The organism is Streptomyces sp. NPDC001219, from assembly GCF_053597915.1.
Genome location: NZ_JBSFJF010000068.1, coordinates 1 through 24,287 on the forward strand (window position 1 = coordinate 1; position 24,287 = coordinate 24,287).

General features: G+C 71.4%; 20 protein-coding genes. 7 read left to right on the forward strand and 13 right to left on the reverse strand.

Annotated features, from left to right (window positions below; translation table 11 throughout):
• Positions 1–110 precede the first annotated feature (110 nt).
• A complete protein-coding gene (locus ACWC9R_RS30560) occupies positions 111–845 on the forward strand; it encodes a prepilin peptidase (RefSeq protein ID WP_450736350.1) in 735 nt (244 codons plus the stop codon).
• 199 nt (positions 846–1,044) lie between these two features.
• On the opposite strand, the gene mgrA is transcribed toward ACWC9R_RS30560, so the two are convergent.
• Positions 1,045–2,076 carry an L-glyceraldehyde 3-phosphate reductase gene (mgrA, locus tag ACWC9R_RS30565; protein ID WP_450736351.1) on the reverse strand — a complete coding sequence of 344 codons (1,032 nt, stop codon included), beginning with the start codon at positions 2,074–2,076 and terminating at the stop codon, positions 1,045–1,047.
• A 140-nt stretch (positions 2,077–2,216) separates the two neighbouring features.
• Between mgrA and ACWC9R_RS30570 the strand changes: the two genes are divergently transcribed.
• The 4 genes from ACWC9R_RS30570 (at position 2,217) to ACWC9R_RS30585 (ending at position 7,644) form a co-directional block, all read left to right on the forward strand.
• On the forward strand, positions 2,217–2,996 hold the full coding sequence (locus ACWC9R_RS30570) for an isoprenyl transferase (protein ID WP_450736395.1): 780 nt from the start codon (positions 2,217–2,219) through the stop codon (positions 2,994–2,996).
• Between the two features lie 589 nt (positions 2,997–3,585).
• Positions 3,586–4,908: a PhoH family protein gene (locus ACWC9R_RS30575; protein WP_450736352.1), complete on the forward strand. Its 1,323-nt coding sequence runs from the start codon at positions 3,586–3,588 to the stop codon at positions 4,906–4,908.
• Between the two features lie 408 nt (positions 4,909–5,316).
• Complete coding sequence (locus ACWC9R_RS30580; protein ID WP_450736354.1) at positions 5,317–6,021, forward strand: aggregation-promoting factor C-terminal-like domain-containing protein; 705 nt, start codon at positions 5,317–5,319, stop codon at positions 6,019–6,021.
• Between the two features lie 123 nt (positions 6,022–6,144).
• Positions 6,145–7,644, forward strand: coding sequence for an AI-2E family transporter (locus tag ACWC9R_RS30585; RefSeq protein ID WP_450736355.1), 1,500 nt, complete (start codon positions 6,145–6,147; stop codon positions 7,642–7,644).
• 84 nt (positions 7,645–7,728) lie between these two features.
• On the opposite strand, the gene ACWC9R_RS30590 is transcribed toward ACWC9R_RS30585, so the two are convergent.
• Complete coding sequence (locus ACWC9R_RS30590; protein ID WP_018089322.1) at positions 7,729–8,262, reverse strand: alkyl hydroperoxide reductase; 534 nt, start codon at positions 8,260–8,262, stop codon at positions 7,729–7,731.
• Positions 8,263–8,294: 32 nt separating this feature from the next.
• A complete protein-coding gene (locus tag ACWC9R_RS30595) occupies positions 8,295–8,849 on the reverse strand; it encodes a peroxiredoxin (protein ID WP_362613446.1) in 555 nt (184 codons plus the stop codon).
• A 132-nt stretch (positions 8,850–8,981) separates the two neighbouring features.
• Between ACWC9R_RS30595 and ACWC9R_RS30600 the strand changes: the two genes are divergently transcribed.
• Positions 8,982–9,941: a LysR substrate-binding domain-containing protein gene (locus ACWC9R_RS30600; protein WP_450736357.1), complete on the forward strand. Its 960-nt coding sequence runs from the start codon at positions 8,982–8,984 to the stop codon at positions 9,939–9,941.
• Positions 9,942–10,044: 103 nt separating this feature from the next.
• Here ACWC9R_RS30600 and ACWC9R_RS30605 read toward each other — a convergent pair whose 3' ends face one another.
• The 6 genes from ACWC9R_RS30605 to ACWC9R_RS30630 form a co-directional block, all read right to left on the reverse strand.
• On the reverse strand, positions 10,045–10,656 hold the full coding sequence (locus ACWC9R_RS30605; protein WP_450736359.1) for a dihydrofolate reductase family protein: 612 nt from the start codon (positions 10,654–10,656) through the stop codon (positions 10,045–10,047).
• 58 nt (positions 10,657–10,714) lie between these two features.
• Positions 10,715–13,087, reverse strand: coding sequence for an FtsX-like permease family protein (locus ACWC9R_RS30610; RefSeq protein WP_450736361.1), 2,373 nt, complete (start codon positions 13,085–13,087; stop codon positions 10,715–10,717).
• Positions 13,084–13,800: an ABC transporter ATP-binding protein gene (locus ACWC9R_RS30615; RefSeq protein WP_450736363.1), complete on the reverse strand. Its 717-nt coding sequence runs from the start codon at positions 13,798–13,800 to the stop codon at positions 13,084–13,086. The genes ACWC9R_RS30610 and ACWC9R_RS30615 overlap by 4 nt, the downstream gene beginning before the upstream one ends.
• Positions 13,797–14,321 (reverse strand): PadR family transcriptional regulator, encoded by a 525-nt coding sequence (locus tag ACWC9R_RS30620; RefSeq protein WP_450736364.1) that lies wholly within the window; start codon positions 14,319–14,321, stop codon positions 13,797–13,799. The genes ACWC9R_RS30615 and ACWC9R_RS30620 overlap by 4 nt, the downstream gene beginning before the upstream one ends.
• A 101-nt stretch (positions 14,322–14,422) precedes the next feature.
• On the reverse strand, positions 14,423–14,695 hold the full coding sequence (locus ACWC9R_RS30625) for a hypothetical protein (protein WP_450736366.1): 273 nt from the start codon (positions 14,693–14,695) through the stop codon (positions 14,423–14,425).
• Positions 14,692–15,663, reverse strand: coding sequence for an SPFH domain-containing protein (locus ACWC9R_RS30630; RefSeq protein ID WP_450736368.1), 972 nt, complete (start codon positions 15,661–15,663; stop codon positions 14,692–14,694). Before ACWC9R_RS30630 ends, ACWC9R_RS30625 begins: the two co-directional genes overlap by 4 nt.
• Positions 15,664–15,970: 307 nt before the next feature.
• On the opposite strand from ACWC9R_RS30630, the gene ACWC9R_RS30635 reads away from it, so the two are divergent.
• Positions 15,971–18,247 carry a transglycosylase domain-containing protein gene (locus ACWC9R_RS30635; RefSeq protein ID WP_450736369.1) on the forward strand — a complete coding sequence of 759 codons (2,277 nt, stop codon included), beginning with the start codon at positions 15,971–15,973 and terminating at the stop codon, positions 18,245–18,247.
• 77 nt (positions 18,248–18,324) lie between these two features.
• Here ACWC9R_RS30635 and ACWC9R_RS30640 read toward each other — a convergent pair whose 3' ends face one another.
• From ACWC9R_RS30640 to fomD, 4 genes are all read right to left on the reverse strand, one after another.
• On the reverse strand, positions 18,325–19,788 hold the full coding sequence (locus ACWC9R_RS30640; protein WP_450736371.1) for a catalase: 1,464 nt from the start codon (positions 19,786–19,788) through the stop codon (positions 18,325–18,327).
• Positions 19,789–19,971: 183 nt separating this feature from the next.
• Positions 19,972–22,560, reverse strand: coding sequence for a SpoIIE family protein phosphatase (locus ACWC9R_RS30645; RefSeq protein WP_450736373.1), 2,589 nt, complete (start codon positions 22,558–22,560; stop codon positions 19,972–19,974).
• Positions 22,561–22,649: 89 nt separating this feature from the next.
• Positions 22,650–23,333: a class I SAM-dependent DNA methyltransferase gene (locus ACWC9R_RS30650; protein ID WP_450736374.1), complete on the reverse strand. Its 684-nt coding sequence runs from the start codon at positions 23,331–23,333 to the stop codon at positions 22,650–22,652.
• Between the two features lie 211 nt (positions 23,334–23,544).
• A complete protein-coding gene (gene fomD, locus ACWC9R_RS30655; RefSeq protein ID WP_450736376.1) occupies positions 23,545–24,276 on the reverse strand; it encodes a cytidylyl-2-hydroxypropylphosphonate hydrolase in 732 nt (243 codons plus the stop codon).
• Positions 24,277–24,287 lie beyond the last annotated feature (11 nt).

Consider the following 24,287-nt stretch of genomic DNA (forward strand, 5'->3'; position numbering starts at 1 on the left):
ACACCCAGTATCGGGGCGACCCTCCGCCTTGCGATCGCACGCACCAGACGCCGCGGGGCCGCCCTTCGGGCGAACGACGGGAGTTTGACGACAGGCCCTAGGGTCGACCCGTGTCAGTGATGCTGATGGTTCTCGCCGCCGTCTACGGGGCCGCGGCCGGGCTGCTCATCCCGCGGCCCGTCCACCGGATGACCGTCGAGCCCGAGGAGGAGTGGCGCGCGGTCTGCCCCGGGGGACATGCGATCACCGGACCGGCCCGGGGCTGGCTGGGGCGCGGGCGCTGCCCGGACTGCGGGCCGTACGGGCCGGGCCCGCTGCCGGTGGCGGCGGGCACCGCGCTGGTCTGCGCGGCCCTGGCGGCGGCCACCGGGCCCCGGCCGGAACTGGCCGCCTGGCTGGTGATGGCGCCGGTCGCGGTGCTGCTGGCCGCCGTCGACTGGCGGGTGCGGCGCCTCCCGGACGTGCTGACGCTGCCGCTCGCCGTGGCGGGCGCGGCGCTGCTGGGGCTCGGCGGCCGGCTCACGGGGGAGACCTGGCCCTTCTGGCGGGCCCTGCTGGGCGGCCTCCTCCTCGGCGCGTGCTACCTCGTCCTCTACCTCGTGAACCCGCGCGGCATCGGGCTGGGCGACGTCAAGCTCGCGGTCGGCCTGGGGATCGCCCTGGGGTGGTACGGCCGGCAGACCCTCGTGGTGGGCGGCGCGGCGGGCGTGCTGCTCGGCGGGCTCTACGCCGCGGTGCTGCTGCTGATCCGGCCCGGCGCCCGGAAAACGGTCATGCCGCTGGGCCCCTTCATGATCATCGGGGCGTTCTGCGGGCTGCTCCTGGGCGCCGCAGCGACGGCCTGACCCACCGGGCCGGCGGCCTCCCGGAGCGCCCCGCCCCACCCGAGCCACGCCGCGGAGCGCGCCGGTGCACGCAGCACCCCACCCACGGGGTTATGGTGGAAACCCCCCCTCGGGCCGGTCCGTATCCCCCCACGGACCGGCCCGCTTTTTTGTGCCCGCACCGGCGGGGCAGGACACGGGGGCTTCTCCCGCCGGGCGCCTACCGGCGCGCCCAGATGTTCACCCCGTCCGTGGTCCTGGCGAACTCGTCGATCTCGGCCAGCTCGGCCTCCGTGATCTCCGGGGCGTCGAGCGCGGCGATATTGGCCTCCAGCTGGGTGACGCTGCTGGCGCCGATCAGGGCCGAGGTCATCCGGTCGTCGCGCAGCACCCAGCGCAGCGCGAGCTGGGCCAGCGACTGGCCACGGCGGGCGGCGATCTCGTTGAGGCCCCGGAGGCGGCGGACGACCTCGTCGGACAGCAGACCCGGGTCCAGCGACTTGCCCTGGGCGGCACGCGAGCCCTCGGGGATGCCGTGCAGGTACTTGTCCGTGAGCATGCCCTGGGCCAGTGGCGCGAAGGAGATGCAGCCCATGCCCTCCGCCTCCAGGGTGTCCAGCAGCAGATCGTCCTCGGTCCAGCGGTTGATCATCGAGTACGAGGGCTGGTGGATCAGCGCCGGTACGCCCATCGCGCGCAGGATGCCGGCCGCGTCCCGGGTCTGCTCGGCGCTGTACGAGGAGACACCGGCGTACAGGGCCTTGCCCTGCTGGACGGCGGACGCCAGCGCGCCCATCGTCTCCTCCAGCGGGGTGTCCGGATCGAAGCGGTGCGAGTAGAAGATATCGACGTAATCGACGCCCATCCGCCTCAGTGAGGCATCCAGCGACGAGAGGAGATATTTCCGCGAACCCCATTCGCCGTAGGGGCCGGGGTGCATCAGATATCCGGCCTTCGTCGACAGAATCATCTCGTCGCGGTAGCCGCGGAAGTCCTGTGCAAAGATCTTTCCGAAGTTCAGCTCGGCGGACCCGGGTGGCGGACCGTAGTTGTTGGCCAGATCGAAGTGGGTGACACCCAGGTCGAAGGCGCGGCGCAGGATGGCGCGCTGGGAGCTCAGGGTGCGGTCGTCCCCGAAGTTGTGCCAGAGTCCAAGGGAGATAGCGGGGAGTTTGAGTCCGCTGCGACCCGTTCGCCGGTACTTCATCGAGTCGTAGCGGGAATCCGCCGCACGGTAGTCGGTGCCAGTCATGCTCATCTCCCTATCACGTACCTGTGACCTACCTGATTGGGCTGTCGAGACAGCCGAGAAGTAAAGTTGCCCACTTGAGGCGACGGGGCGACCGCCATTGGCACGGAGGGGCTGGACCACACATGCTGCGATCTTCCGGGATGCGCATCCCTTATCCGCCTGCACTGCGCAATCTGGTCTACCGGCTGTACGCGCGCAGGGTGGAGGGTCGCCTGGATCACACCCAGGTGCCCAAGCACATCGGCGTCATCCTGGACGGCAACCGGCGCTGGGCGCGGGCCGACGGCCGGACGACCGAGCAGGGCCACCAGGCCGGTGCGGACAAGATCAGCGAGCTGCTCGGCTGGTGCGAGGAGACCGATGTCGAGGTGGTCACGCTGTGGCTGCTGTCGACCGACAACCTCGACCGGCCCGAGGCCGAGCTGAAGCCGCTGCTGGGCATCATCGAGAACACCGTCCGGGGCCTGGCCGCTGACGGCCGCTGGCGGGTCCACCACGTCGGCAACCGTGATCTGCTGCCCAGCGCCACCCAGCAGGTGCTCAAGGATTCCGAGCAGGTCACCCGCGACAACCGCGGCGTTCTGGTGAACGTCGCGATCGGCTACGGCGGCCGGCAGGAGATCGCCGACGCGGTGCGCTCGCTGCTGCTGGACCACGCCGAGCGCGGCACCTCCTTCGAGGAGCTGGCCGAGGTCGTCGACATCGACCTGATCTCCGAACACCTCTACACCCGCGGCCAGCCCGACCCGGACCTGGTGATCCGTACGAGCGGGGAGCAGCGGCTGTCGGGCTTCATGCTGTGGCAGAGCGCCCATTCGGAGTACTACTTCTGCGAGGTCTTCTGGCCGGCGTTCCGGAAGGTCGACTTCCTGCGCGCCCTGCGCGACTACGCCGCCCGCCACCGGCGCTACGGCTTCTAGGGCGGACACGCCCTGGGTCCGAGCCCTCCGGCCGAGCCCTTCGGGCCGCACCCACCCCCTCAGGCGTGTGACACCCCATACGCCCCTTGCGTCATCTGACGCCCCCTGACCTCCACCGGTGTCACGGGGCGTCACCAGGCCCTGCCGACTCCACGACCCGTCGGCGGGGCCTTTTCTGACGCGTCCTCCTCTGTGGACTCACCCGATCGCCGCAGTCGCTCGGTGCTCGTGTGTCACCCAAGGTTCATCGTCCGTGCGTCATATGCCGTGGCATGGCGACGGGGGTTCGAGGGAATATCCCTTCCAGGTCGGCGTCAGGAACAAGCCATCAGACGCCGTATCTCAGCGGACGACATGGGGTCGTCCGCCCGGGAGGCCCTTTGCACATCACGGAGAGCCGTGCGCATCGCACGGTCGACGCGGAGGGCCGGCGCCCGGCCCGCGCAATGCGGCCCGAGCCCGGTCCGGTCATGAGATGGCCGGGGGTCCCGGGGACGCCGCCCAGCAGCAGCTGGGAGAGCGGTCCCGGGAGCACACCGCCCCGCGACGCCGTCGCACCCCAACCTCATCCGAGGGGGTTCGTCCACCCGTGGTGAACATCAAGCAGCGCCGTGAGAACGACCGGCGCACTTATGTCCTCGACACCAGTGTCCTGCTGGCAGACCCAGGCGCCATGGCCCGCTTCGACGAGCACGAGGTCGTGCTGCCGGTCGTGGTGGTCACCGAACTGGAGGCCAAGCGGCACCACCCCGAGCTCGGCTACTTCGCACGGCAGGCGCTGCGCCTGCTGGACGAGTACCGGGTGCAGTTCGGGCGGCTGGACTCGCCCATCCCCATCGGGGATCTCGGCGGGACACTCCGGGTCGAGCTGAACCACTCCGACCCCGGCATCCTGCCCGCGGGCTTCCGGCTCGGCGACAACGACTCGCGGATTCTCGCCGTGGCGCGCAACCTGCAGGCCGAGGGGTACGACGTCACCGTCGTCTCCAAGGACCTGCCGCTGCGCATCAAGGCGTCCTCGGTCGGGCTGCTGGCCGAGGAGTACCGCGCCGAGCTGGCGATCACCGACTCCGGCTGGACGGGGATGGCCGAGCTGACCATCTCCGCCGAGCAGGTCGACGATCTCTTCGCCGCCGAGACCGCCCATGTACCGGAAGTCTCCGAACTTCCGGTACATACCGGACTTGTGCTGCAGTCCGAGCGCGGCAAGGCGCTCGGCCGGGTCACCGCGGACGGAGCGATCCGGCTGGTGCGGGGCGACCGGGAGGCCTTCGGCATCCACGGCCGCAGCGCCGAGCAGCGGATCGCACTGGATCTGCTGCTCGACCCGGACGTCGGCATCGTCTCCATGGGCGGGCGGGCCGGTACGGGCAAGTCGGCGCTGGCGCTGTGCGCGGGTCTGGAGGCCGTGCTGGAGCGCCGGCAGCACCGCAAGGTGATGGTGTTCCGCCCGCTGTACGCCGTCGGTGGCCAGGAACTGGGCTATCTGCCGGGCAGCGAGGCGGAGAAGATGAGCCCCTGGGCGCAGGCCGTCTTCGACACGCTGTCCGCGGTGACCACCAAGGACGTCATCGAAGAGGTGGTGGGGCGCGGCATGTTGGAGGTCCTGCCGCTGACCCATATCCGCGGGCGGTCGCTGCACGACGCGTTCGTCATCGTGGACGAGGCCCAGTCGCTGGAACGGAACGTCCTTTTGACGGTTCTGTCCCGTATCGGGGCCAACTCACGGGTGGTGCTGACCCATGACGTCGCGCAGCGCGACAACCTCCGGGTCGGGCGGTACGACGGCGTGGTCGCGGTCGTCGAGAAGCTGAAGGGGCATCCGCTGTTCGCCCACGTCACGCTGAACCGCTCGGAGCGCTCGCCGATCGCCGCGCTGGTGACCGAAATGCTGGAGGAAGGCCGGATCTGACCGGCTGTGAAGACGGCGCCGCCCGGCGAAGCGAAGGAGCTTAGCCGGGCGGCGTTGTGCTGCGCGTGGATATCCGAAAATCATGAGGCGTAAACGAGGTGTGAGCTTTCACACCCAGCGGGGAATTGCCTCGCGGCATCTCGTTCGGGCAGAGTCTGGGTCCTGTCAGGCCCCGCATACGGCAGCATCAACACCCCCAGCGGTGTGGAACGAACTCGAACTTCATAGCGAACAGCCGTATGCCGCCCGAGCACCACGCGGACCCCGAGGGGGACGTACCGGGCCAGTGCCTCCCGTGACCAGCCGGACCCACCCGCTCAACCGGGCCCGGAACAAGGGGAGACCAGCGCCAGGGGCACGATTGCGTCCGCGAGGTCACCTATGCGGGCGATGCTGGAAGGAAAACGCGTGAGCCGGATCTCGGTCCGGGGATTCGCCGTGGCATCCGCCACCGCGGTCACCACCGTCGGCGCCGTAGTCGGCGTCGCTGCAGGCAACGAGCCCGCCTCGGTCAACAACACCGAGGCCACCGCTGCCGACGCGACGATCGCCGACATCCCCGCGGGCGCACAGGCCCAGGTGCAGACGGCTTCCCTGACGCAGCAGGCGGACGACCAGTCCACCCAGGCGGATGCGGCAGCCCTCAAGTCTGCGCAGGAGTCGGCCCGCAAGGCCGCAGCTGAGACCGCGCAGAACAAGAAGGACGCCGCGGACGAGGCCAAGGCAAAGAAGGAAGCCGAGGCGCGCGAGAAGAAGGAACAGGCCGCGACCCGGTCCTCCTCGCGTGGCGACCTCGGCGACCTCCTCGGCAAGGGCTCGTACTCCGTCGCCGACACGCAGGCCATCGCGCGCCAGATGATGGCGGGCGACCAGTTCCAGTGCTTCAGCAACATCGTGGACCACGAGTCCGGCTGGAACTACAAGGCCACCAACGCCAGCTCGGGCGCCTACGGGCTCGTGCAGGCGCTGCCCGGGTCCAAGATGTCCTCGGCCGGTGCCGACTGGCAGACGAACCCGGCCACCCAGATCAAGTGGGGCCTGAACTACATGAACGACCGCTACGGCAGCCCCTGCGGTGCCTGGTCGTTCTGGCAGGCGAACAGCTGGTACTAGGCCGTACGCCGCACCACAGCACTTCCGAAACCCCCGAACGCGCCCGCGTCGGGGGTTTCGCGCGTGCCGCCCAGGTAACGTCGTGCCGTCAGTGGTGGCGCGTGGGAGGGGAAGAGGAAGGACATGTCCAGATTGCCTCAGTGGGTCGGTGGCCTCGGTGCCGGTCTGACACGGCTCTCGCAGCGGCTGGAGGACCAACGCCGCCGTGCGGAAGCCGCGGCGGTCGCCGACGACACGGATGAGCTGAGGCGTGCCGGGCACGCGGACGCCCCCGCGGTCGAGCGCTCCGCAGCCGGCGGCCCGGTGGCCGACAGCCCGGTGGGCACGCTCACCGTGCCCCGTACGCAGTTGCCCACCGCCGGGGACGGGGTGCCGGGGCCCGGGACCGAGCAGGAGCCCGCGGCCGCCGCGGGCCGCCCGCCGGAGTCCGTTCCCGCGCCGCCGTCGTACGCGCCGGCCGTCGCGGCCCGCCCCGACCCGGTGGACGCGGTGCCGTGGGGCGTACGGGTCGCCGCCGAGGCGGGCTGGCGGCTGCTGGTCTTGGCCGCCACTCTCTGGGTGCTGGCCCGTGTCATCACCACCATCGAACTGGTCGTGCTGGCCTTCGTCGCGGCGACGCTGATCACCGCGCTGCTCCAGCCCAGCGTGGGCTGGCTGCGCGCGCGGGGACTGCCGCGCGGGCCGGCCACCGCGCTGACCTTCATCAGCGGGTTCGTGATCATGGGCCTGGTCGGCTGGTTCGTGGTGTGGCAGGTCCAGGACAACATCGACTCGGTCTCCAGCCGCATCCAGGAGGGCATCACCGAGCTCAAGGGCTGGCTGCTGAAGAGCCCGTTCCATGTGACCGAGAGTCAGATCAACCACATCGCGAAGAACCTGCAGGACGCGGTCGGCGCCAACACCGAGGCGATCACCTCGGCCGGTCTGGAGGGCGTCACCGTCGTCCTGGAGGTGCTCACCGGCATCCTGCTCGCGATGTTCACCACGCTCTTCCTGCTCTACGACGGCCGGCGGATCTGGAACTGGCTGCTCAAGCTGGTCCCGAGCGCGGCACGGGAGGGCGTGGCCGGTGCCGGGCCGCGGGCCTGGCGCACGCTGACCGCCTATGTGCGCGGCACGGTCGTCGTCGCCCTGATCGACGCCATCTTCATCGGCATCGGGCTCTACTTCCTCAATGTGCCGCTGGCCGTCCCGCTCGCCGTCTTCATCTTCCTGTTCGCGTTCATCCCGCTGGTCGGCGCGGTGGTCTCGGGCGCGCTGGCCTGTGTCATCGCGCTGGTCGCCAACGGGGTGTTCACCGCCCTGATGGTGCTGGCGGTGGTGCTGGCCGTCCAGCAGATCGAGGGCCACGTCCTCCAGCCGTTCATCCTGGGCCGGGCGGTCCGGGTGCATCCGCTGGCGGTGATCCTCTCGGTGGCCGCGGGCGGACTGATCGCGGGCATCGGCGGCGCGGTCGTCGCCGTCCCGCTGGTGGCGGTCACCAACACGGTGGTCGGCTACCTCCGTTCCTACTCCACGGAACAGGCGCTGCGGATGTCGGTGGCCCCGCGCGGCGCCACCGCGCTCTCCGTGGCACCGACCCCGCCCCCCACGCCGCGCCCTGCCGGCGAGCCCCCGGAGTAGCGCCACCGCGCACCGGACGCACGGAACCCCCGCAGACCCGAGGTCTGCGGGGGTTCTGCTCTGCGGGTGTCCGCGCTGCCGGAACTACTCGGCGAGCGCGGCCTCGGCGTCGAGGGTGGCGCCGACGGCCTGCAGGACGGACGCGATCTTGACGGCCTCCTGGATCGTCTCGCGGTCCACACCGGCCTTGCGGAGCACCTGCTCGTGCGAGTCCAGGCACATACCGCAGCCGTTGATGGCCGAGACGGCCAGCGACCACAGCTCGAAGTCGACCTTGTCCACGCCCGGGTTGCCGATGACGTTCATCCGCAGACCGGCGCGCAGGTTGCCGTACTCCGGGTCCGACAGCAGGTGCCGGGTCCGGTAGAAGACATTGTTCATCGCCATGATGGCCGCGGCCGACTTGGCGGCGGAGTACGCCTCGGCGGAGAGGTTCGCCTTCGCCTCCGGCTCCAGCTCGCGCAGCACCTTCGGCGAGCGCGAGGCGATCGCGCAGGCCAGCACGGTGCCCCACAGCTGCTGCTGCGGCAGGTCACTGTTGCCGATGACCGAGCCGAGGTTCAGCTTGAGGTCCTTGGCGTAGTCCGGGACCGCGGACTTCAGTTCGTCGAGAGCCATGTCAGATCTGCCTCCAGTTCGCTAGCTGCGGTTCACTCGCCCGAGAGAAGCGCGACCGGGTCGAGGGTGTCGTCGCCCTTGGACCAGTTGCAGGGGCACAGCTCGTCGGTCTGCAGGGCGTCGAGGACCCGCAGGACCTCCTTGGGGTTACGGCCGACGGAGCCGGCGGTCACCATGGTGAACTGGATCTCGTTGTTCTGGTCGACGATGAAGACGGCGCGCTGCGCGAAGCCGTCCTCGCCCTCGATGCCCAGGTCGCGCATGAGCTCGTGCTTCGAGTCGGCGAGCATGGGGAAGGGCAGGTCGGTCAGGTCCGGGTGGTCCTTGCGCCAGGCGTGGTGCACGAACTCGGAGTCGCCGGAGAAGCCGAGGACCTGGGCGTCACGGTCGGCGAACTCGTCGTTCAGCTTGCCGAAGGCGGCGATCTCGGTCGGGCACACGAAGGTGAAGTCCTTGGGCCACGCGAAGACGATCTTCCACTTGCCCTCGTAGGTCTTGTGGTTGATCTGCTCGAACTCCTGGCCCTGCTCCAGCGAAACGCAGGCGGTCAGGTCGAACTCGGGGAACTTGTCACCGACAGTGAGCACGTACTCTCCTTGTTGCGCAGAAAGTCCCTTTTGAGGACTTTCCTTGAGGCTTGGACGGGTTACACAGTGGCACAGCAGGCATTGATCAGGGAAATAGCTAGACTGGTTGATGTTGATCGGAGGTGGTTATCAGTGGTGTCACCGGCAAGCCTGGGAGGCCGTCCCCGCCAGCCCAGCCTGGCCCAGCTGCGGGCGTTCGCGGCAGTGGCCGAGCATCTGCATTTCCGCGAGGCGGCGGCCGAGATCGGGATGAGCCAGCCCGCGCTGTCCGGGGCGGTCTCCGCGCTGGAGGAGACCCTCGGGGTGCAGCTGCTGGAGCGTACGACGCGCAAGGTGCTGCTGTCGCCCGCGGGGGAGCGGGTGGCGGCCCGGGCCCGTGTGGTCCTGGAGGCCGTCGGGGATCTGATGGAGGAGGCGGAGGCGGCCCGCGCGCCCTTCACGGGCGTCCTGCGGCTCGGCGTCATCCCGACCGTCGCCCCGTATCTGCTGCCGGCCGTGCTGCGGCTGGTCCACGACACCTACCCCGACCTGGACCTCCAGGTGCACGAGGAGCAGACCGCCTCCCTCCTGGACGGCCTGGCCCACGGGCGCCTCGACCTGCTGCTGCTCGCGGTGCCCCTCGGCGTCCCCCAGATCGCCGAACTCCCGCTCTTCGACGAGGACTTCGTCCTGGTCGCCCCCAAGGAGCACTGGCTCGGCGGCCGCGGGGACATCCCGCGCCAGGCCCTCCAGGAACTGGATCTGCTGCTGCTCGACGAGGGCCACTGCCTGCGGGACCAGGCCCTGGACATCTGCCGGGAGGCCGGACGGGACGAGAACACCCCCGTGACGACCAGCGCGGCGGGCCTGTCCACCCTGGTGCAGCTGGTGGCCGGCGGACTCGGCGTGACCCTCCTGCCGCGCACCGCGCTCCGGGTCGAGACCGCCCGCAACGACCAGCTCACCACCGGCTACTTCGCCGATCCGGCCCCCTCGCGCAGAATCGCCCTGGCCATGCGCACGGGCGCCGCCCGCCAGCAGGAGTTCGAGGAGTTCGCCACGGCGCTGCGGGGCGCGTTGCGGGGGCTGCCGGTGCGGATCGTGACGGGGTGAGGGTCAGGGGCGGGCACGCCTCCTGTTGCCCGGTGCCGAGGACATCAGCGTGGGCCGGGCGCCCGCACGCGTCCCGTCCGAAGGTGTTGACCCCGTTCGTGGATCACCCGGTGGAAAGCTCCCCCGCGCCCCGGGTGTACGTCAGAAAGGCCGCGCCGCTCTGGAGGACGGTGTGTTCGGTCAACTCCCAGGTGCGGGGGTCGAAGGCGGTGTCCCGGGAGAAGAGCGGGATGCCGGTGCCCAGGGTGAGGGGGCTCAGCTTGACGATCAGCTGGTCGATCTCCGGGTAGAGCACACCGGCGAGTTCGCTGCCGCCGAGCAGCCAGATGTCCTTGCCGTCCGCCTGCTTCAGCTCGCGTACCTTCGCCACCGGGTCGGTGGCCACCAGCTCCACCGCCGGGTCCGGGCTCTCCTCCATGGTCCGGGAGAAGACCAGGTGCCGCAGGTGGGGATAGGCGTCGGTGAGGCCGGCCCGGAGGCCGATCTCGTAGGTGCGGCGGCCCTCCAGGACGGTGTCGAAGCGGGCGCCCTCGTCGGTGATGCCCAGCGCCGACCGGGCCTGCACCGGCAGGACTTCCGGGAGCTCGGCGGTCAGGTGCTTGAGGTAGTCGTCGGCGATCGGCCAGAAGCCGTCCGGACCGGTGGGGTCGGCGCCGTCGGGGCCCGCGATGAAGCCGTCGAGAGTGGAAGCGATGCAATAGACGAGTCGGCGCATTGGAGGGCCCCCCTTGGGCAGTTGGTGTGCACTGCTGCGCAGGAATGATCTCGCAGATTCACTCCGTACGCAGGCCATCCGGGCGCATCAGCCGCCACAGCGGCGGCAGGCTCAGCGCCGTCACGAACAGGATCATGCCGCCGCCGATGGCGGTCATCCCCGCCACCACCGGGACGTCCACCGTCACCGGACTGCCGGTCATCGTCAGCAGCAGGGCGCCCAGCGCCGGCCCGCAGCCCAGCGCCAGGCCCAGGCCGAGCACGACCGGGATGGCGGTCTGCCACAGCACCGACCAGCCCAGGGTGGTGCGGCGGGTGCCGTGGGCGTCGAGGGTGGACAGCGCCCGGCGGCGCTCGTGGAACTGCTCGACGGTGGAGATGACCAGGCCCGAGCCGATCAGCAGCAGGGTGATCACCGCGCCGGCGAACAGGCCGTCGCGGACGCTGGAGTACTGCGCGTCATGCGGGTTGTCGACCACGGACGCCTCGTTCATCGTCGGGTCGATACGGGCCGCGGTGTTGCGGATGTGCTCCACCGCGTCCGGGGTGGAGCGGTCGAAGCGGACCTTGAGTTCCGCGGTGGCGGACCGGAAGCGGCCGAGGTCGACCGCGGCGGGGGTGGCCAGCAGGTCGTAGCGGATGTGGTCGGGGGCGCGTCCGGGGTGGCGCAGCCGGGCGTCGCGGGCCGCCGTGGGGATCGTCCAGGGGTGCGGCCGCACCGGGTCGTACCTGGTGAACGGGGGGTTGAGGTCGACGGTCGTGCCGGGCGCCAGGGCGAGGGTCCGGCCCCGGAGGCCGGTGAGGAACACCTCGCCGTCCCGGCAGGAGTCCAGCCGGGCCAGGGCGCGCAGCTCGGCGCAGCTGCCGACGGCGATCGTCGCGGAGGGGCCGGCGGGCTCGTCGTGCCCGGCGGAGCGGGAGCGCCCGGCGGCGGGCAACGGGCCGATGTTCGCGTCGACCGTGCCGCGGACCGCGGTCACCCCAGGGGTGGCGCGCAGCGCGGTCAGCGCCCGCTGGACCTGCGGCCAGTCCCGGACGTCGCCCCACAGGCCGAGCCGCGGCACCTTGCCGGACTCGGCGTACGCCTGGGCGAAACCGGTCTGCATCCCGGTCAGCAGCATGTGGACCGCGATGGCGCCGGCCACCGCGACGGTGATGCCGCTGACCGCGCGGGTGGCCGGGCCGCTGTTCAACTGGAGGCGGCGTACGGCGAGTTGCCAGGGGACCGGGCCGCCGCGCAGCCGGCCGACCACCGCGTCGACCAGCCAGGGCAGCAGCGCGGTGACCCCGAACAGCAGCAGCATCGCACCGGCCGCGAGCCGGACGGTGTGGAGCGGGGTGTCCCGCCACGGGTACTCCCGGACCAGCGGCACCAGCAGCGCGGCGCCCGCGGCGGGCAGGGCCACCCGCCACCACAGACGGCGGCGGACCGGCGGACGGGAGCGGACGACGCCCAGCGGCTCGACGGTGACCCCGCGCTGCGCGAACAGCGTCACGGCCACCGCCGCCGCCGGGACCAGCAGCGCGATCAGCGCCGTGGCGAGCGGGCCGGGGGTCACGTCCGAGGGGAAGACGTTGACGTCCCACAGCGTGATCAGCGGGGCCAGCTGCCGGGCGCCCAGGAACAGCGCGGCGCCCGCCACCAGCCCCAGCAGCGAGCCGAACAGCGCCTCTCCCGAGGCGATCCGGCGGGTCGTGCGGACATCGGCGCCGACCAGCCGGAGCGCGGCCAGCCGGCGCTCCCGGCGCTCGTTGCCGAACCGTACGGAGGTGCCGATGAAGACCATCACCGGCGTCAGCAGCGCCACACAGGTCATGGTCACCAGGACCACGGCGGGCGCCTGCACCGGCGGTCCGTGCCAGTTCTCGCCGAAGTGGTCGATGCGGGAGCCGTTGGCCAGGGACGGGGCGGCGCGCCGGGCGAGATAGGTGAGTTCCCGCGGGCCGCGCAGACCCTCGTCGCCGATGACGCCCGCCACCCGGTAGTCCAGCCGCTCGCGCAGCAGCGCGCCCTCGGGGGACGCCAGCAGGTCCCTGAGCGCGGGGGAGACCAGCATCCGGCCGGGACCGGGGAGTTGGCGGACGCCGGGCGGGACCGGTGGATGCGCGCCGTCCGGGCGCACCAGGCGGCCGCGGATCTGGGCGCCGCGGAAGACGGTGTCGGCCGAGGCGTAGCGCAGGGTGTTGTCGGCGGGCGGGGGCTCATGGGTCCGGCCCAGGTTCTCGCGGGCCTTCTCCCGGCCCTGCCAGGCGTCCATCAGGGTCGGCACGGACGCACCGAGCAGCAGGACGGCCACGCCCAGGGCGACACCGGCGGCCGTCAGCGCCGTCCGCAGCCGGCCCTCGCGGCCGCCGCCGGCCGCGAACCGCATCCCCATCGCGAGGTCCCGGGCCCAGGCCGCGAGGCCGGCCCGCAGGCGCGGCGTGCTCATCGCAGGCCCGCCGTCAGGTCCTTCACTCGGCCGTCGCGGACGACGACCTCCCGGTCGGAGTAGGCGGCGACCCGGGCCTCGTGGGTGACCAGGACCACCGCGGCGTCGCTCTCCCGGGCGGCGTCGGTCAGCAGGGTCAGGACGCGTTCGCCGTTGAGGGAGTCCAGGGCGCCGGTGGGCTCGTCCGCGAAGAGCACCCGCGGCCCGGTGGCCAGGGCACGGGCGACCGCGATCCGCTGCCCCTGGCCGCCGGATATCTCTCCGGGCCGCCGGTCGTGCACGGACTCGACCTCCAGCCGCTCCAGCCACTCGCGGGCCCGCCGCTCGGCCTCCTTGCGCCTGGTGCCGTTCAGCCGCAGCGGCAGCGCCACGTTCTCCACCGCGGTCAACTCCGGTACGAGCTGGCCGAATTGGAAGACGAAGCCGAAGTCGGTACGGCGCAGGGCGCTGCGCCGGGCGTCGCTGAGAGCGGTCAGGGTGTGCGGGCCGTAGCGGACGGTGCCGGCGTCCGGGCGCACGATCCCGGCGAGGCAGTGCAGCAGCGTCGACTTGCCGGAGCCCGACGGGCCCATGACGGCGACGACCTCACCGGCGTGCACGGAGAACTCCACCCCGTCCAGCGCCGGGGTCGCCCCGTAGGCCTTGGTGAGCCCCTCCGCCGCGAGCAGGGGGCACCTCCCGGCGGAGCCGGGGGACGAACCCTCCGGCGTCACCCGCGGACCGTTTCCGCCAGCCTGTCCAGCCGGGCGGCGGTCAGCTCCAGCCAGCGCAGATCGGCTTCGAGATGGAACAGCGCGTGGTCACAGATCAGCTGGTCGGCGAGGTCGCCGGTGCGCTTGCGCTCGGTCAGTCCGCGCATCAGCCGCAGATGCTCGGCGCGCTGGGCGTCCAGCAGGTCGGCGGCGTTCCGGCCGGTCATCAGGGCCAGCACGACCTTGGTGTAGAGCGTCGACTGGAGGTACGGCTCGGGCTTCTCGGGGCGGGCCAGCCACTGGGCGACGTCGGTGATCCCGGCGTCTGTGATCGCATACCGCTTGCGCTCCGGTCCGGCACCGGCCTCCACGGCGTCCACCTCGACCAGGCCGTTCTTCAGCAGTCGGGACATCGTGGAGTAGACCTGCCCGTAGTGCAGCGGGCGGTCCTGGCCGAAGCGCTCGTCGAAGGCCCGCTTGAGGTCGTAGCCGTGGCGGGGACCGGACTCGAGAAGGCCCAGCAGCGTGTGACCGATTGACATGCCGACCACCCTACTCGCGGGTGTACCGGCGGTGTATACGCGTACTGCATAGCGGCTCCCCCCGGCCGCCGTGCCCGTTCCCCGGCCGCTGTCCCGGCCGCTCAGCCGTCGCCCGGCTCCTTCGGCGGCCGGCCGCGTCGCGGCAGCGCCCCCGCTCCCTTCGGCAGCCGTCCCGCCTCGGTCAGCGCCTTGCGGAGCAGGAACTCGATCTGGGCGTTGGCGCTGCGCAGCTCGTCGCCGGCCCAGCGCGCCAGCGCGTCGTGGATCAGCGGGTCCAGCCGCAGCAGCACCTGCTTGCGCTGCTGCGGCCGTCGCGCGGGGGCCGGCTCGTCGCCGGAGCCGGCCTCCCCGGAGGCGTCGGGGTGCTCGCTCACTGGTAGAGCGAGCCCGTGTTCAGGACGGGCTGGGCGGCCCGGTCGCCGCACAGCACCACCATCAGGTTGCTGACCATGGCCGCCTTGCGCTCCTCGTCCAGCTCGACGATGCCCTGCTCGTTGATCCGTGCCAGTGCCTGCTCGACCATGCCGACCGCGCCCTCGACGATCTGCTGACGGGCCGCGACCACCGCACCGGCCTGCTGGCGCTGGAGCATCGCGGAGGCGATCTCGGGGGCGTAGGCGAGGTGGCTGAAGCGGGACTCGATGATACGGACGCCGGCGGCCTGGACCCGGGCGGTCAGCTCCAGGGCGAGCTTCTCGGTGATCTCCTCGGCGTTGCCGCGCAGCGACAGCGCGTCCTCGTCGTGGGCGTCATAGGGGTACTCGATCGCGATGTGCCGGACGGCCGCCTCGGTCTGGGTGGCGACGAACTCCAGGAAGTCGTCGACCTCGAAGAGCGCCTGGGCGGTGTCCTCGACCTGCCAGACCACGATCGAGGCCAGCTCGATCGGGTTGCCGTAGGCGTCGTTGACCTTCAGTACGGCGGTCTCGTGGTTGCGGACCCGGGTGGAGATCTTCCGGGCGCTGGTGAGCGGGTTGACCCAGCGCAGGCCGTCGGTGCGGATGGTGCCGACGTAGCGGCCGAAGAGCTGGATGACGCGGGCCTCGCCGGGCGCGACCATCTTCACGCCGGTCATGCAGAAGAACGAGGTGAGCAGCAGCACGACGCCACCGATGATCAGCGGGACCGCGGCCGCCTTGTTGCCGCCGTCGCCGAGTATGCCGCCGACGACGATCACGGCGATGCCCAGCGCGACGCCGAGCACGGTCAGCAGCAGGGCCAGTCCGCCCCCGATGCTGTGCGCCGGGACCTCGCGGACCTGCGGTCTGGGCATCTCGGGGGCGTCGACGGTGAGGTCGCCGCCGGTGTCGCCGGTGCGGTCGGCCGGAGTCTGGTCGGTCATGTGGTCCCCGTTTCTCCAGGTGCGGTGCGTGATGTCCACCGCATTTGGTGATGTCGCCAGTCTAGCAAAGTGTTATCACTTTAACGCCCGGCGGGCGGCGCCGTCCAGTGGTCCGCGGGGGATTCACGGCGGCAAGGCCGCAGGTGAGGGGGCGGTGACGAGCAAAACCCACTCCATGGTTCCGTCATGGCGGGTGCTGTTTGTCACGTCGGGAAAAGCCTTGATCGATGAGTATTTGTTTACAGATGCGGTGTTAGCTTCAACAGCTGAGTTAGCTGGGGGCGGAACGACTGGAGTTGCTGAAGCGATGGGCCGAGCGGAAGCGAGACGGGCGCGACAGGGGAGCGCTCGCCGTGCCAAGCAGACCGACGGGAAGTCCGGCATACGCCGCTTCTTCACCTGGAAGAAGCTCCTCGGAGCCTTTCTCGGGGTGTGCCTGCTGGGCATCCTCGGGTTCATCGGTCTGTACCTGTACGTGGACATTCCCAAGGGCAACAGCGCCGCCAAGCTCCAGAGCAACGTCTACAAGTACGCCAACGGCAAGGTCATGGCCCGGGTCGGCCAGGTCAACCGCGAGAGCGTCCCGATCGACCGGATACCCAAGGACGTCCAGCGCACCTTCGTCGCCGCGGAGAACAAGACCTTCTACGACGACTCCGGCGTCGACCTGAAGGGCACCCTGCGCGGTGTGCTCAACACCCTGCGGGGCCAGGGCAAGCAGGGTGGCTCGACGATCACCCAGCAGTACGTCAAGAACTACTACCTGAGCCAGGAGCAGACGGTTTCCCGCAAGCTCCAGGAGATCGTCATCTCGCTCAAGGTGGACAACAAGTTCAAGAAGGAAGACATCCTCGCCGGCTACATCAACACCAGCTACTACGGCCGCGGCGCCTACGGCATCCAGGCCGCCGCCCAGGCCTACTACGGCGTGGACGTCGAGAAGCTCACCGTCTCGCAGGGCGCCTACCTCGCCTCGCTGCTCCAGGCACCGAGCCAGTACGACTGGTCCAGCGCGACCAAGGCCGGCCAGAAGCGGGTCAAGGAGCGCTGGGCGTACACCCTCGACAACATGGTCGAGATGAAGTGGCTCTCCGCGGCGGACCGGGCCAAGCAGAAGTTCGACGTGCCGCAGGACCCCAAGCCGCTGCCCGGCGTGAGCGGCCAGACCAGCTACCTGGTCAAGCAGGCCAAGCAGGAACTCTTCGCCCAGGGCGTCGACGAGACCGAGTTCGAGGCCGGCGGCTGGACCGTCACCCTCGGCATCGACAAGAACAAGCAGCAGGCGCTGGAGAAGTCCGTCAAGCGCAAGCTCACCGACGACCTCGACCCCAAGAAGCGCAAGGTCGACGGGGACGCCCAGCTCGGCGCCACCTCGGTGGACCCCAAGACCGGGCACATCGTGGCGATGTACGGCGGCGAGGGCTATCCGAAGCACTACACGAACAACGCCACACGCTCCGACTACCAGCCCGCCTCCACCTTCAAGCCGCTGATCCTGGCGTCGGCGATGGAGAACAACGCGGTCACCCAGGACGGCGTGCCGATCACCCCGAACACGGTCTACGACGGCCGTAACCGCCGTCCGGTCGTCGGCGGCAGCATCCCCTTCGCGCCGCCGAACGAGGACGAGCAGCCGTACGGCAAGATCAGCGTCCAGTCGGCGACCAACAACTCCGTCAACGCGGTCTTCGCGCAGATGGGCGCGGACGTCGGCCTGGAGGAGATCAAGAAGACCGCGGTCAGCCTGGGCATGGACGGCTCCAAGATCGACGCCAAGCCCGCGATGACCCTGGGCACCATGGGCGCCAGCCCGCTCCAGATGGCCGGGGCCTACGCCACGCTCGACAACCACGGCGAGAAGGTCACCCCGACGCTGGTCAAGAAGGCGGTGCACCCCGTCAACGGCGTCCAGACCGAGGTCCCGCTCAAGGACCCGATCGGCGAACGCGTCCTCAGCCGCCGCACCGCCGACACCCTCACCTCGGTCCTGACCGGTGTGGTCAACGACGGCACCGCCTCGCAGTCCGTGAAGAACACCGCGTACGAGGCGGCCGGCAAGACCGGTACCTCCGACGACAACAAGTCGGCGTGGTTCGTCGGTTACACGCCCAAGCTGGTCACCGCGGTCGGCATGTTCGGTGAGTCCCCCAAGGGCGGCACCCAGGTGACCCTCAAGGGCACCGGCGGCGGCGGCCGGGTCAACGGCGGCGGCTACCCGGCCCGGGTGTGGGCCGACTACACGGAGTCGGCGCTGGGCGGCAACACCGGCGCGGAGTTCGACCTCGACACCGATCTCGGTGCCGGCGTCCCGCCGACCCCCACCCCGACGCCGAGCGACACCCCGTCGACCAGCCCGTCGCCGTCCGACTCGCCGAGCAAGAGCCCGTCGCAGACGCCGTCGAGCCCGAGCGTGCCGCCGACGAACAGCCCGAGCGGCAAGCCGTCGGGCCCGGCCACCCCGACCGACCCCAGCTCCCCGCCGCCGCCCGACGGCGAGGACGGCGGGGACACCGGCGGCAAGCCGACCGGCGGGGACGCCGGCGGCGCTGGCGCCAACAGGGACAGCCTGACCGGCTTCAACTGACGCCGGTCCCCGCACACGTGCCGCGGCCCCCACCTCGACGGTGGGGGCCGCGGCACGTGCACGGGGGAGGCGGGGTCTCAGCCCCCGTTCACCTTGTGGGCGATCCGGTCGCCCACGTTCTTGTCGATGTTGCGCCAGTACTGCAGCGCGCGGTCCAGCACCGGACGGCTGACGCCGTTGAGGAGATGGCCGGACACATTGCCGACCAGGCGGTCGCGGGCCGCGTCGTCGAGGACCTGGCGGACCATCGTGCCCGGCTGGCCGAAGTCGTCGTCGTCCCGGCGCAGCGTGTAGGCCTCGCGGACCATCTCGCCGCCGGTCTCCCAGCCCGCGGGCTCCCCGTAGCGCAGGGTGTCCGCCGCCGGGCCGCCGTAGCTGTTCGGGGCGTACGGCCGGGCCGCGCGGGACGGCTCGAACCGCATCGGGCCGTCCTTCGCGTACGAGTGGACGGGCGCGTGCGGCCGGTTGGGCGGCAGCTGGGCGTAGTTCGGGCCGATGCGGTAGCGGTGGGTGTCCGCGTAGGAGAACAGCCGGCCCAGCAGCATCTTGTCCGGCGAGGGACCGACACCCGGCACCATGTTGGACGGCTCGAACGCCGCCTGCTCGATGTGGATGAAGTAGTCCTCGGGGTTCTTGTTGAGCGTCATCCGCCCGACCTCGATCAGCGGGTAGTCGCCGTGCGGCCACACCTTGGTCAGATCGAACGGGTTGAACCGGTAGTCCGGGGCGTCCGCGAACGGCATGACCTGCACATACAGCGTCCACGACGGGGCGTTGCCGCCGTCGATGGCCTCGAAGAGATCACGCCGGTGGTAGTCGCCGTCCTCGCCGGCGATCCGGTCCGCGTCCTCCTGGGTGAGGAAGTCGATGCCCTGGTCGGTCTTGAAGTGGTACTTGACCCAGAACCGCTCGCCGCCGGCGTTGACCCACATGTAGGTGTGCGAGCCGTAGCCGTTCATGTGGCGGTAGGTCTTCGGGATGCCGCGGTCGCCCATCAGCCAGGTCACCTGGTGGGCCGACTCCGGCGAGAGCGTCCAGAAGTCCCACTGCATGTCGTTGTCGCGCATCCCGTTGTCCGGGCGGCGCTTCTGCGAGCGGATGAAGTCCTGGAACTTGATCGTGTCCCGGACGAAGAAGACTGGGGTGTTGTTCCCCACCAGGTCGTAGTTGCCGTCCTCGGTGTAGAACTTCAGCGCGAAGCCGCGGGGGTCGCGCCAGGTGTCGGGGGAGCCCTGCTCACCCGCGACGGTCGAGAACCGGGCCAGCATCTCGGTGGTCCTGCCCGGCTGGAACAGATCTGCCCTGGTGAACTGGCTGACGTCGTTGGTGACCTGGAAGAAGCCGTACGCGCCGGCGCCCTTGGCGTGCACCACCCGCTCGGGGACCCGTTCGCGGTTGAACTGGGCCATCTTCTCGATGAGGTAGTGGTCCTGGAGCAGGATGGGGCCGTCCGGGCTCACGGTGAGGGAGTGTTCGTCGCTCTCCACCGGAACGCCGGCGTTGTTCGTCGTGCGAGGGACGTTGTGCGCGGTGCTGGTCATGGAGGAGTACCTCCTGTTTCGACGGCGTGGGAGGAGGGGTGGGCAGTCCCGTATTGGGGCAGTCAGTCCCTTTCATCCACCCAAGCAGTCAACTACCCCGACGGCATGTCGGCAAGAGTTGGACCCCGTCCGGTCTCAGACGGGGTCCAACATGTGGGACGGGCGCCGGAAGCGCGGCAGGGCTCAGCGGCGCGGCGTCCCCGCGGGCATCGACAGCTCGAACCAGACGACCTTTCCCATGCTCAGCCGGGTCGCGCCCCAGCGCCGCGCCATCCGGTTCACGAGGTAGAGGCCCCGCCCGCCCTCGTCCGACGGCCGGGCCTGGCGCAGCCGCGGCAGCTGCGGGACGTCGTCACCGACCTCGCAGCGCAGTACGTCCGTTCGCAGCAACCGCAGCGTGATCGGCCGCTCCGCGTACCGCACGGCATTCGTCACCACCTCGCTGACCAGCAGCTCCAGCTGGTCGGTCAGCTCGTCCAGACCCCAGCGCGCCAGCGCCCGCCGGGCCAGCCGGCGGGCCTGCCCGGCGGTCTGCGCCTTCGGGTCCAGATACCAGTACGCGACATCGCTCGGCGCGATCCCGTCGAACCGGGCCGCCAGCAGCGCGATGTCGTCATCGCGGTCGCCGGGGCCCAGCATGTCCAGCACCTCGTCGCACATCGGCTCCAGCGGCGGCGGGTTGGGGCCGGTCAGCCGGGCCGTCTCCGCCAGCCGCTCCCGCAGCTGCTCGATACCGGTCCACACGTCCCGGATGCGCGACTCGACCAGACCGTCCGTATAGAGGACGAGCGTGGCGCCCGCGGGGGCGTCCAGTTCCACCGCCTCGAAGTCCACCCCGCCGACACCGATCGGCGCACCCGACGGCACCCGCAGCACCTCGGCGCGCCCGCCGCGGTGCAGCATCACCGGCGGCGGATGCCCCGCGTTGGCGATGGTGATGCGGTGCGCGACCGGGTCGTAGACCGCGTACATGCAGGTCGCCATACGGTCCGTGCCCAGCCGCTGGGCCTGCTCGTCGAGGTGGTGCAGCACCTCCTGCGGCGGCAGGTCCAGCCCCGCCAGCGTCTGCGCTGTGGTCCGCAGCTGGCCCATGATCGCCGCCGAGGTCATCGAGTGCCCCATGACGTCGCCGACCACCAGCGCCACCCGGCTGCCCGGCAGCGGGATCGCGTCGTACCAGTCGCCGCCCACCCGCGCGGTCTCCGCGGCCGGCAGATAGCGGCTGGCCAGCCGGACACCGGTGGGCTGCGGCAGCGAGTCGGGCAGCATGGTGCGCTGCAGGGCGTCGGCGATGTACGCCTCGCGGCCGTAGAGCACCGCCTTGTCCACACCCAGCGCGGTGTGCGTCGCCAGCTGCGCGGCCACCAGCAGATCGTCCGGCTCGAAGGCCGGCCGGTCCGGGCGGCGCAGGAACACCGCAGCGCCGATCACCCGGCGGCGCCCGCGCAGCGGCGCCAGGATCACCCGGTGCCCGCTGGGCAGTCGCGGGTCCGGACCCAGCAGCTCGGGCAGCGCCGTCCGCGCCGCCTGCGCCTCACCGAACAGCGGCCGTACGCCCCGCAGCACCTCGGCCAGCGGACCGCCGGGCTCCACCTCGGCCAGCTCGGCCGCGCTGCCGCCCATCGCCGGGCCCAGATCGGGCTGCGCGGGCAGCACCGGCAGCCGGCCGCCGTTGGTGTCCGGCTCCTCCGGAATCCGGTCGGTACGGCGCAGCCGCAGCACCACCGGCCCGGTCGGCCGCTCGTCGCCCACCGGCAGCGGGTCGCGCAGATAGACCAGGATCGCGTCGGCGAACGTCGGCACCGTCGCCCGGCACAGCCCCAGCACGATCTCGTCGAGGTCGATACCGCGGGCGATCCGCCGCGTCGCCGCCCCGATGAAGCGCAGCCGGTCACCGCCCGCCTGCCGGGCCGCGGCGACCTCACCGCTCTCCCCGGGATGGGCCGACCGGACCGGCGGCGCCGGCAGCGGGCCGGGCGGCGGACCGGCCGGCGCGGGCACCTGTGCTCCGGCGGCCTCCTCTGCCGCCGGCCGCGAGGTCTCACCGTGCGGGACGCCGGGAACCGCGGACCGGCCGCCGTGCGGCGCCTGCTCCGGCACCGTCCCGCCCGGCTCCGCACCGCGCGGCCGCGACCGCCCGGCGCCCGACGGGCCGCCCTCCCGCGGCCGCCCGACACCGTCACCGCCGTGCCGCGGGTGCGGCCCGTGATGCGGCTCCTCGCCCGGCTCGGGCGCCTCGGCGCGGCCCACCGCGCCCTGCGCCACCCGCCGTCCGGAACGGGCCGACTCCCGGCCCGCCCCGTCCGGCCGTCCGTTCGCCGGCATGGACACCTCCCCGTACGAGTCGCCGTACGCCTCCCCATACGGGACCGAGGCGTCGCGTCCGGCGGCCTGGCCGCCGCGGTGCGCGGCGGAGTGATCGGTGGCGCGCCCGCCGGAGTGCCCGGCGGCGGCACGGTCGGCGTCCGCCGACGGGTCCCGCCGCGCCGCGCCGTGGTCCGCGGCCGGCTCGCCGTCGTCGAGCCCGCCCGGTGAGCCGGCCGAGGCCGTGACGGTGGCACCGGCGAGACCTATGTCGTCACCGCCGCGCACCGCGAAGCCGGTGCCGGTCCCCGGCACGCACCCGGCCGCGCCGGGCTGCTGGAGGGCGCTGCGCGGGTCGGGGACCGCGCCGAGTGGCGCCGTCCCGGCCGGCCCCCGGGCAGGGGACAGCGAGGACGCGGCGGTCGGGGCCGACTGCCGCGATTCGTGGGAGGTGGGGTGCTCCGTCACGCGTGGGATTCCATCCGTCCGGGGCTGCGCGCCCGACGTGCCGCGTTCCGGGCGCGCCGACCGTGCGGCCGCGCCCGACGCGCTGCGTCTCAAGCGCGTCGCAGGTGCAGAAAGAGCTGGATCTCGGGTGGTACGTCCGTACTTGACGGGGCGTATGCGTAGGCATCCTCCCCGACGACGTCGAAACCCGCGGCGTGCACGACCCGGCGCAGATCGTCCCGCAGGTAACCCGATACCCGGACCGAGTTGCCCAGGAACGGAATCGTGAAGTCGTCCACATCCGCCTCGACCATCGACAGGGCGAGCAGCCCCTCAGGACGTAGGAGATCATGCAGCATGCCCAGTGCGTAAGGGATTTCCGCACGGGGCAGCATCAGCAGGGAGAAAAAAGCGGCAATACCGTCGAAGGAGCCGGTGCCACCGAGCCGGCCGCCGCGCAGATCGGCGATGTCCAGCCGGTGGAAGTCGGCGCCGGGGACGTGCTGCCGGGCCAGTCTGATCATGGAGGGGGAGAGATCGACACCCACGACGCGGTGCCCGGCGTCCGCGAGCTGGCGGGCGCTCGGCAGGCCCGTACCGCATCCGAGGTCCAGGACGCGCGAGCCGGCGGGCAGGGTGTCGGCAAGCCAGGCGCCCGAGGCGAGCTGGCCCTCCTTGTGCGGAAAGGCGTCGTCATAGCGGTTGCCGATGGCGTCGAACGCCTCGGCCTGGCCTGCCCGGTCCAGTGCTAACCGGTTCAGCCCTTCGTATCCGTCGTAGCTAGTCGCGCTCACGACCTCGCCCCTCCTGCGACCGCGGTCAAGTTCGTTTTCCAGTTCTGGAGTTGCGCCTGTGCAGTCTTGCGGAGGACGATCCTACGTTTGAAGGCCCGGGGCGCAGCAAGGGGGCTCGGCCCCGTCTCCCGGCCCGCGGGAAACAGCTTTGCCCATAGGCGCACCTTTCCACGGTTCGCCCCCTTCACTCACGTTGTTTCACTTCACTCCCTCACGACCGCAAACGCTCCGGTGCGCGGTCCCAGTCCTCCGGGAGCCGGGGAACATCCCAGGCCGGGTCGGGCCGCCAGTCCTCCCAGCCGTCGGCGAACGGGGCGCGCCAGGCCGTGATCTGTGCGATCGCGGCCCGCCCCGCCGATCTGACCTCGGCGGCCTGCGCGTCGGTCATCAGCCCGTCCCGCTGCGCCTGGGCGAACTCGTCCTCGTCCCGCCACTCCCAGTGCCGGTCCGGATAGACGCAGATGTCGAGAAAGTGATCCTCGGAGTCAATGCCGCCCGCCCAACGGCGGCGCGGCTCCTCCAGATTGACGTACCAGTTCTTGAACTGCCAGCCGCGCTCCCAGAAGAGCCACACCGACCAGGGGTCGCCGGGCCGGGCCAGTTTCAGCACACCGGTGCCGAACCAGTGGTCACGGGCGGTCCGGCGCGGCTTGGTGTAGCGGGTGGACAGCGGCTCGCGGTGCACCGGAGTCCCGTCGGCGAGCACGGGTTTGACGACGGCGGTGCCGGGCGCCATCCACACCGCCAGCAGGTCATCGGTGTCCTGGACAACGGTCACGGGACGGCAGATGTGGAACCGCCCGGCGTCGGCGTTGTCGCGGTAGCGCCAGAGGACGTGGTCCCCCGGCGCCCAGCGCGCCCCGTCCGCCGCCCGCTTCGCCCCGGCCGCCCCACGACCGCCGGCCGCCTCGCCTTCCGTCGTGTCCACCATGTCCGCTGTCATGAGCAGAGCTT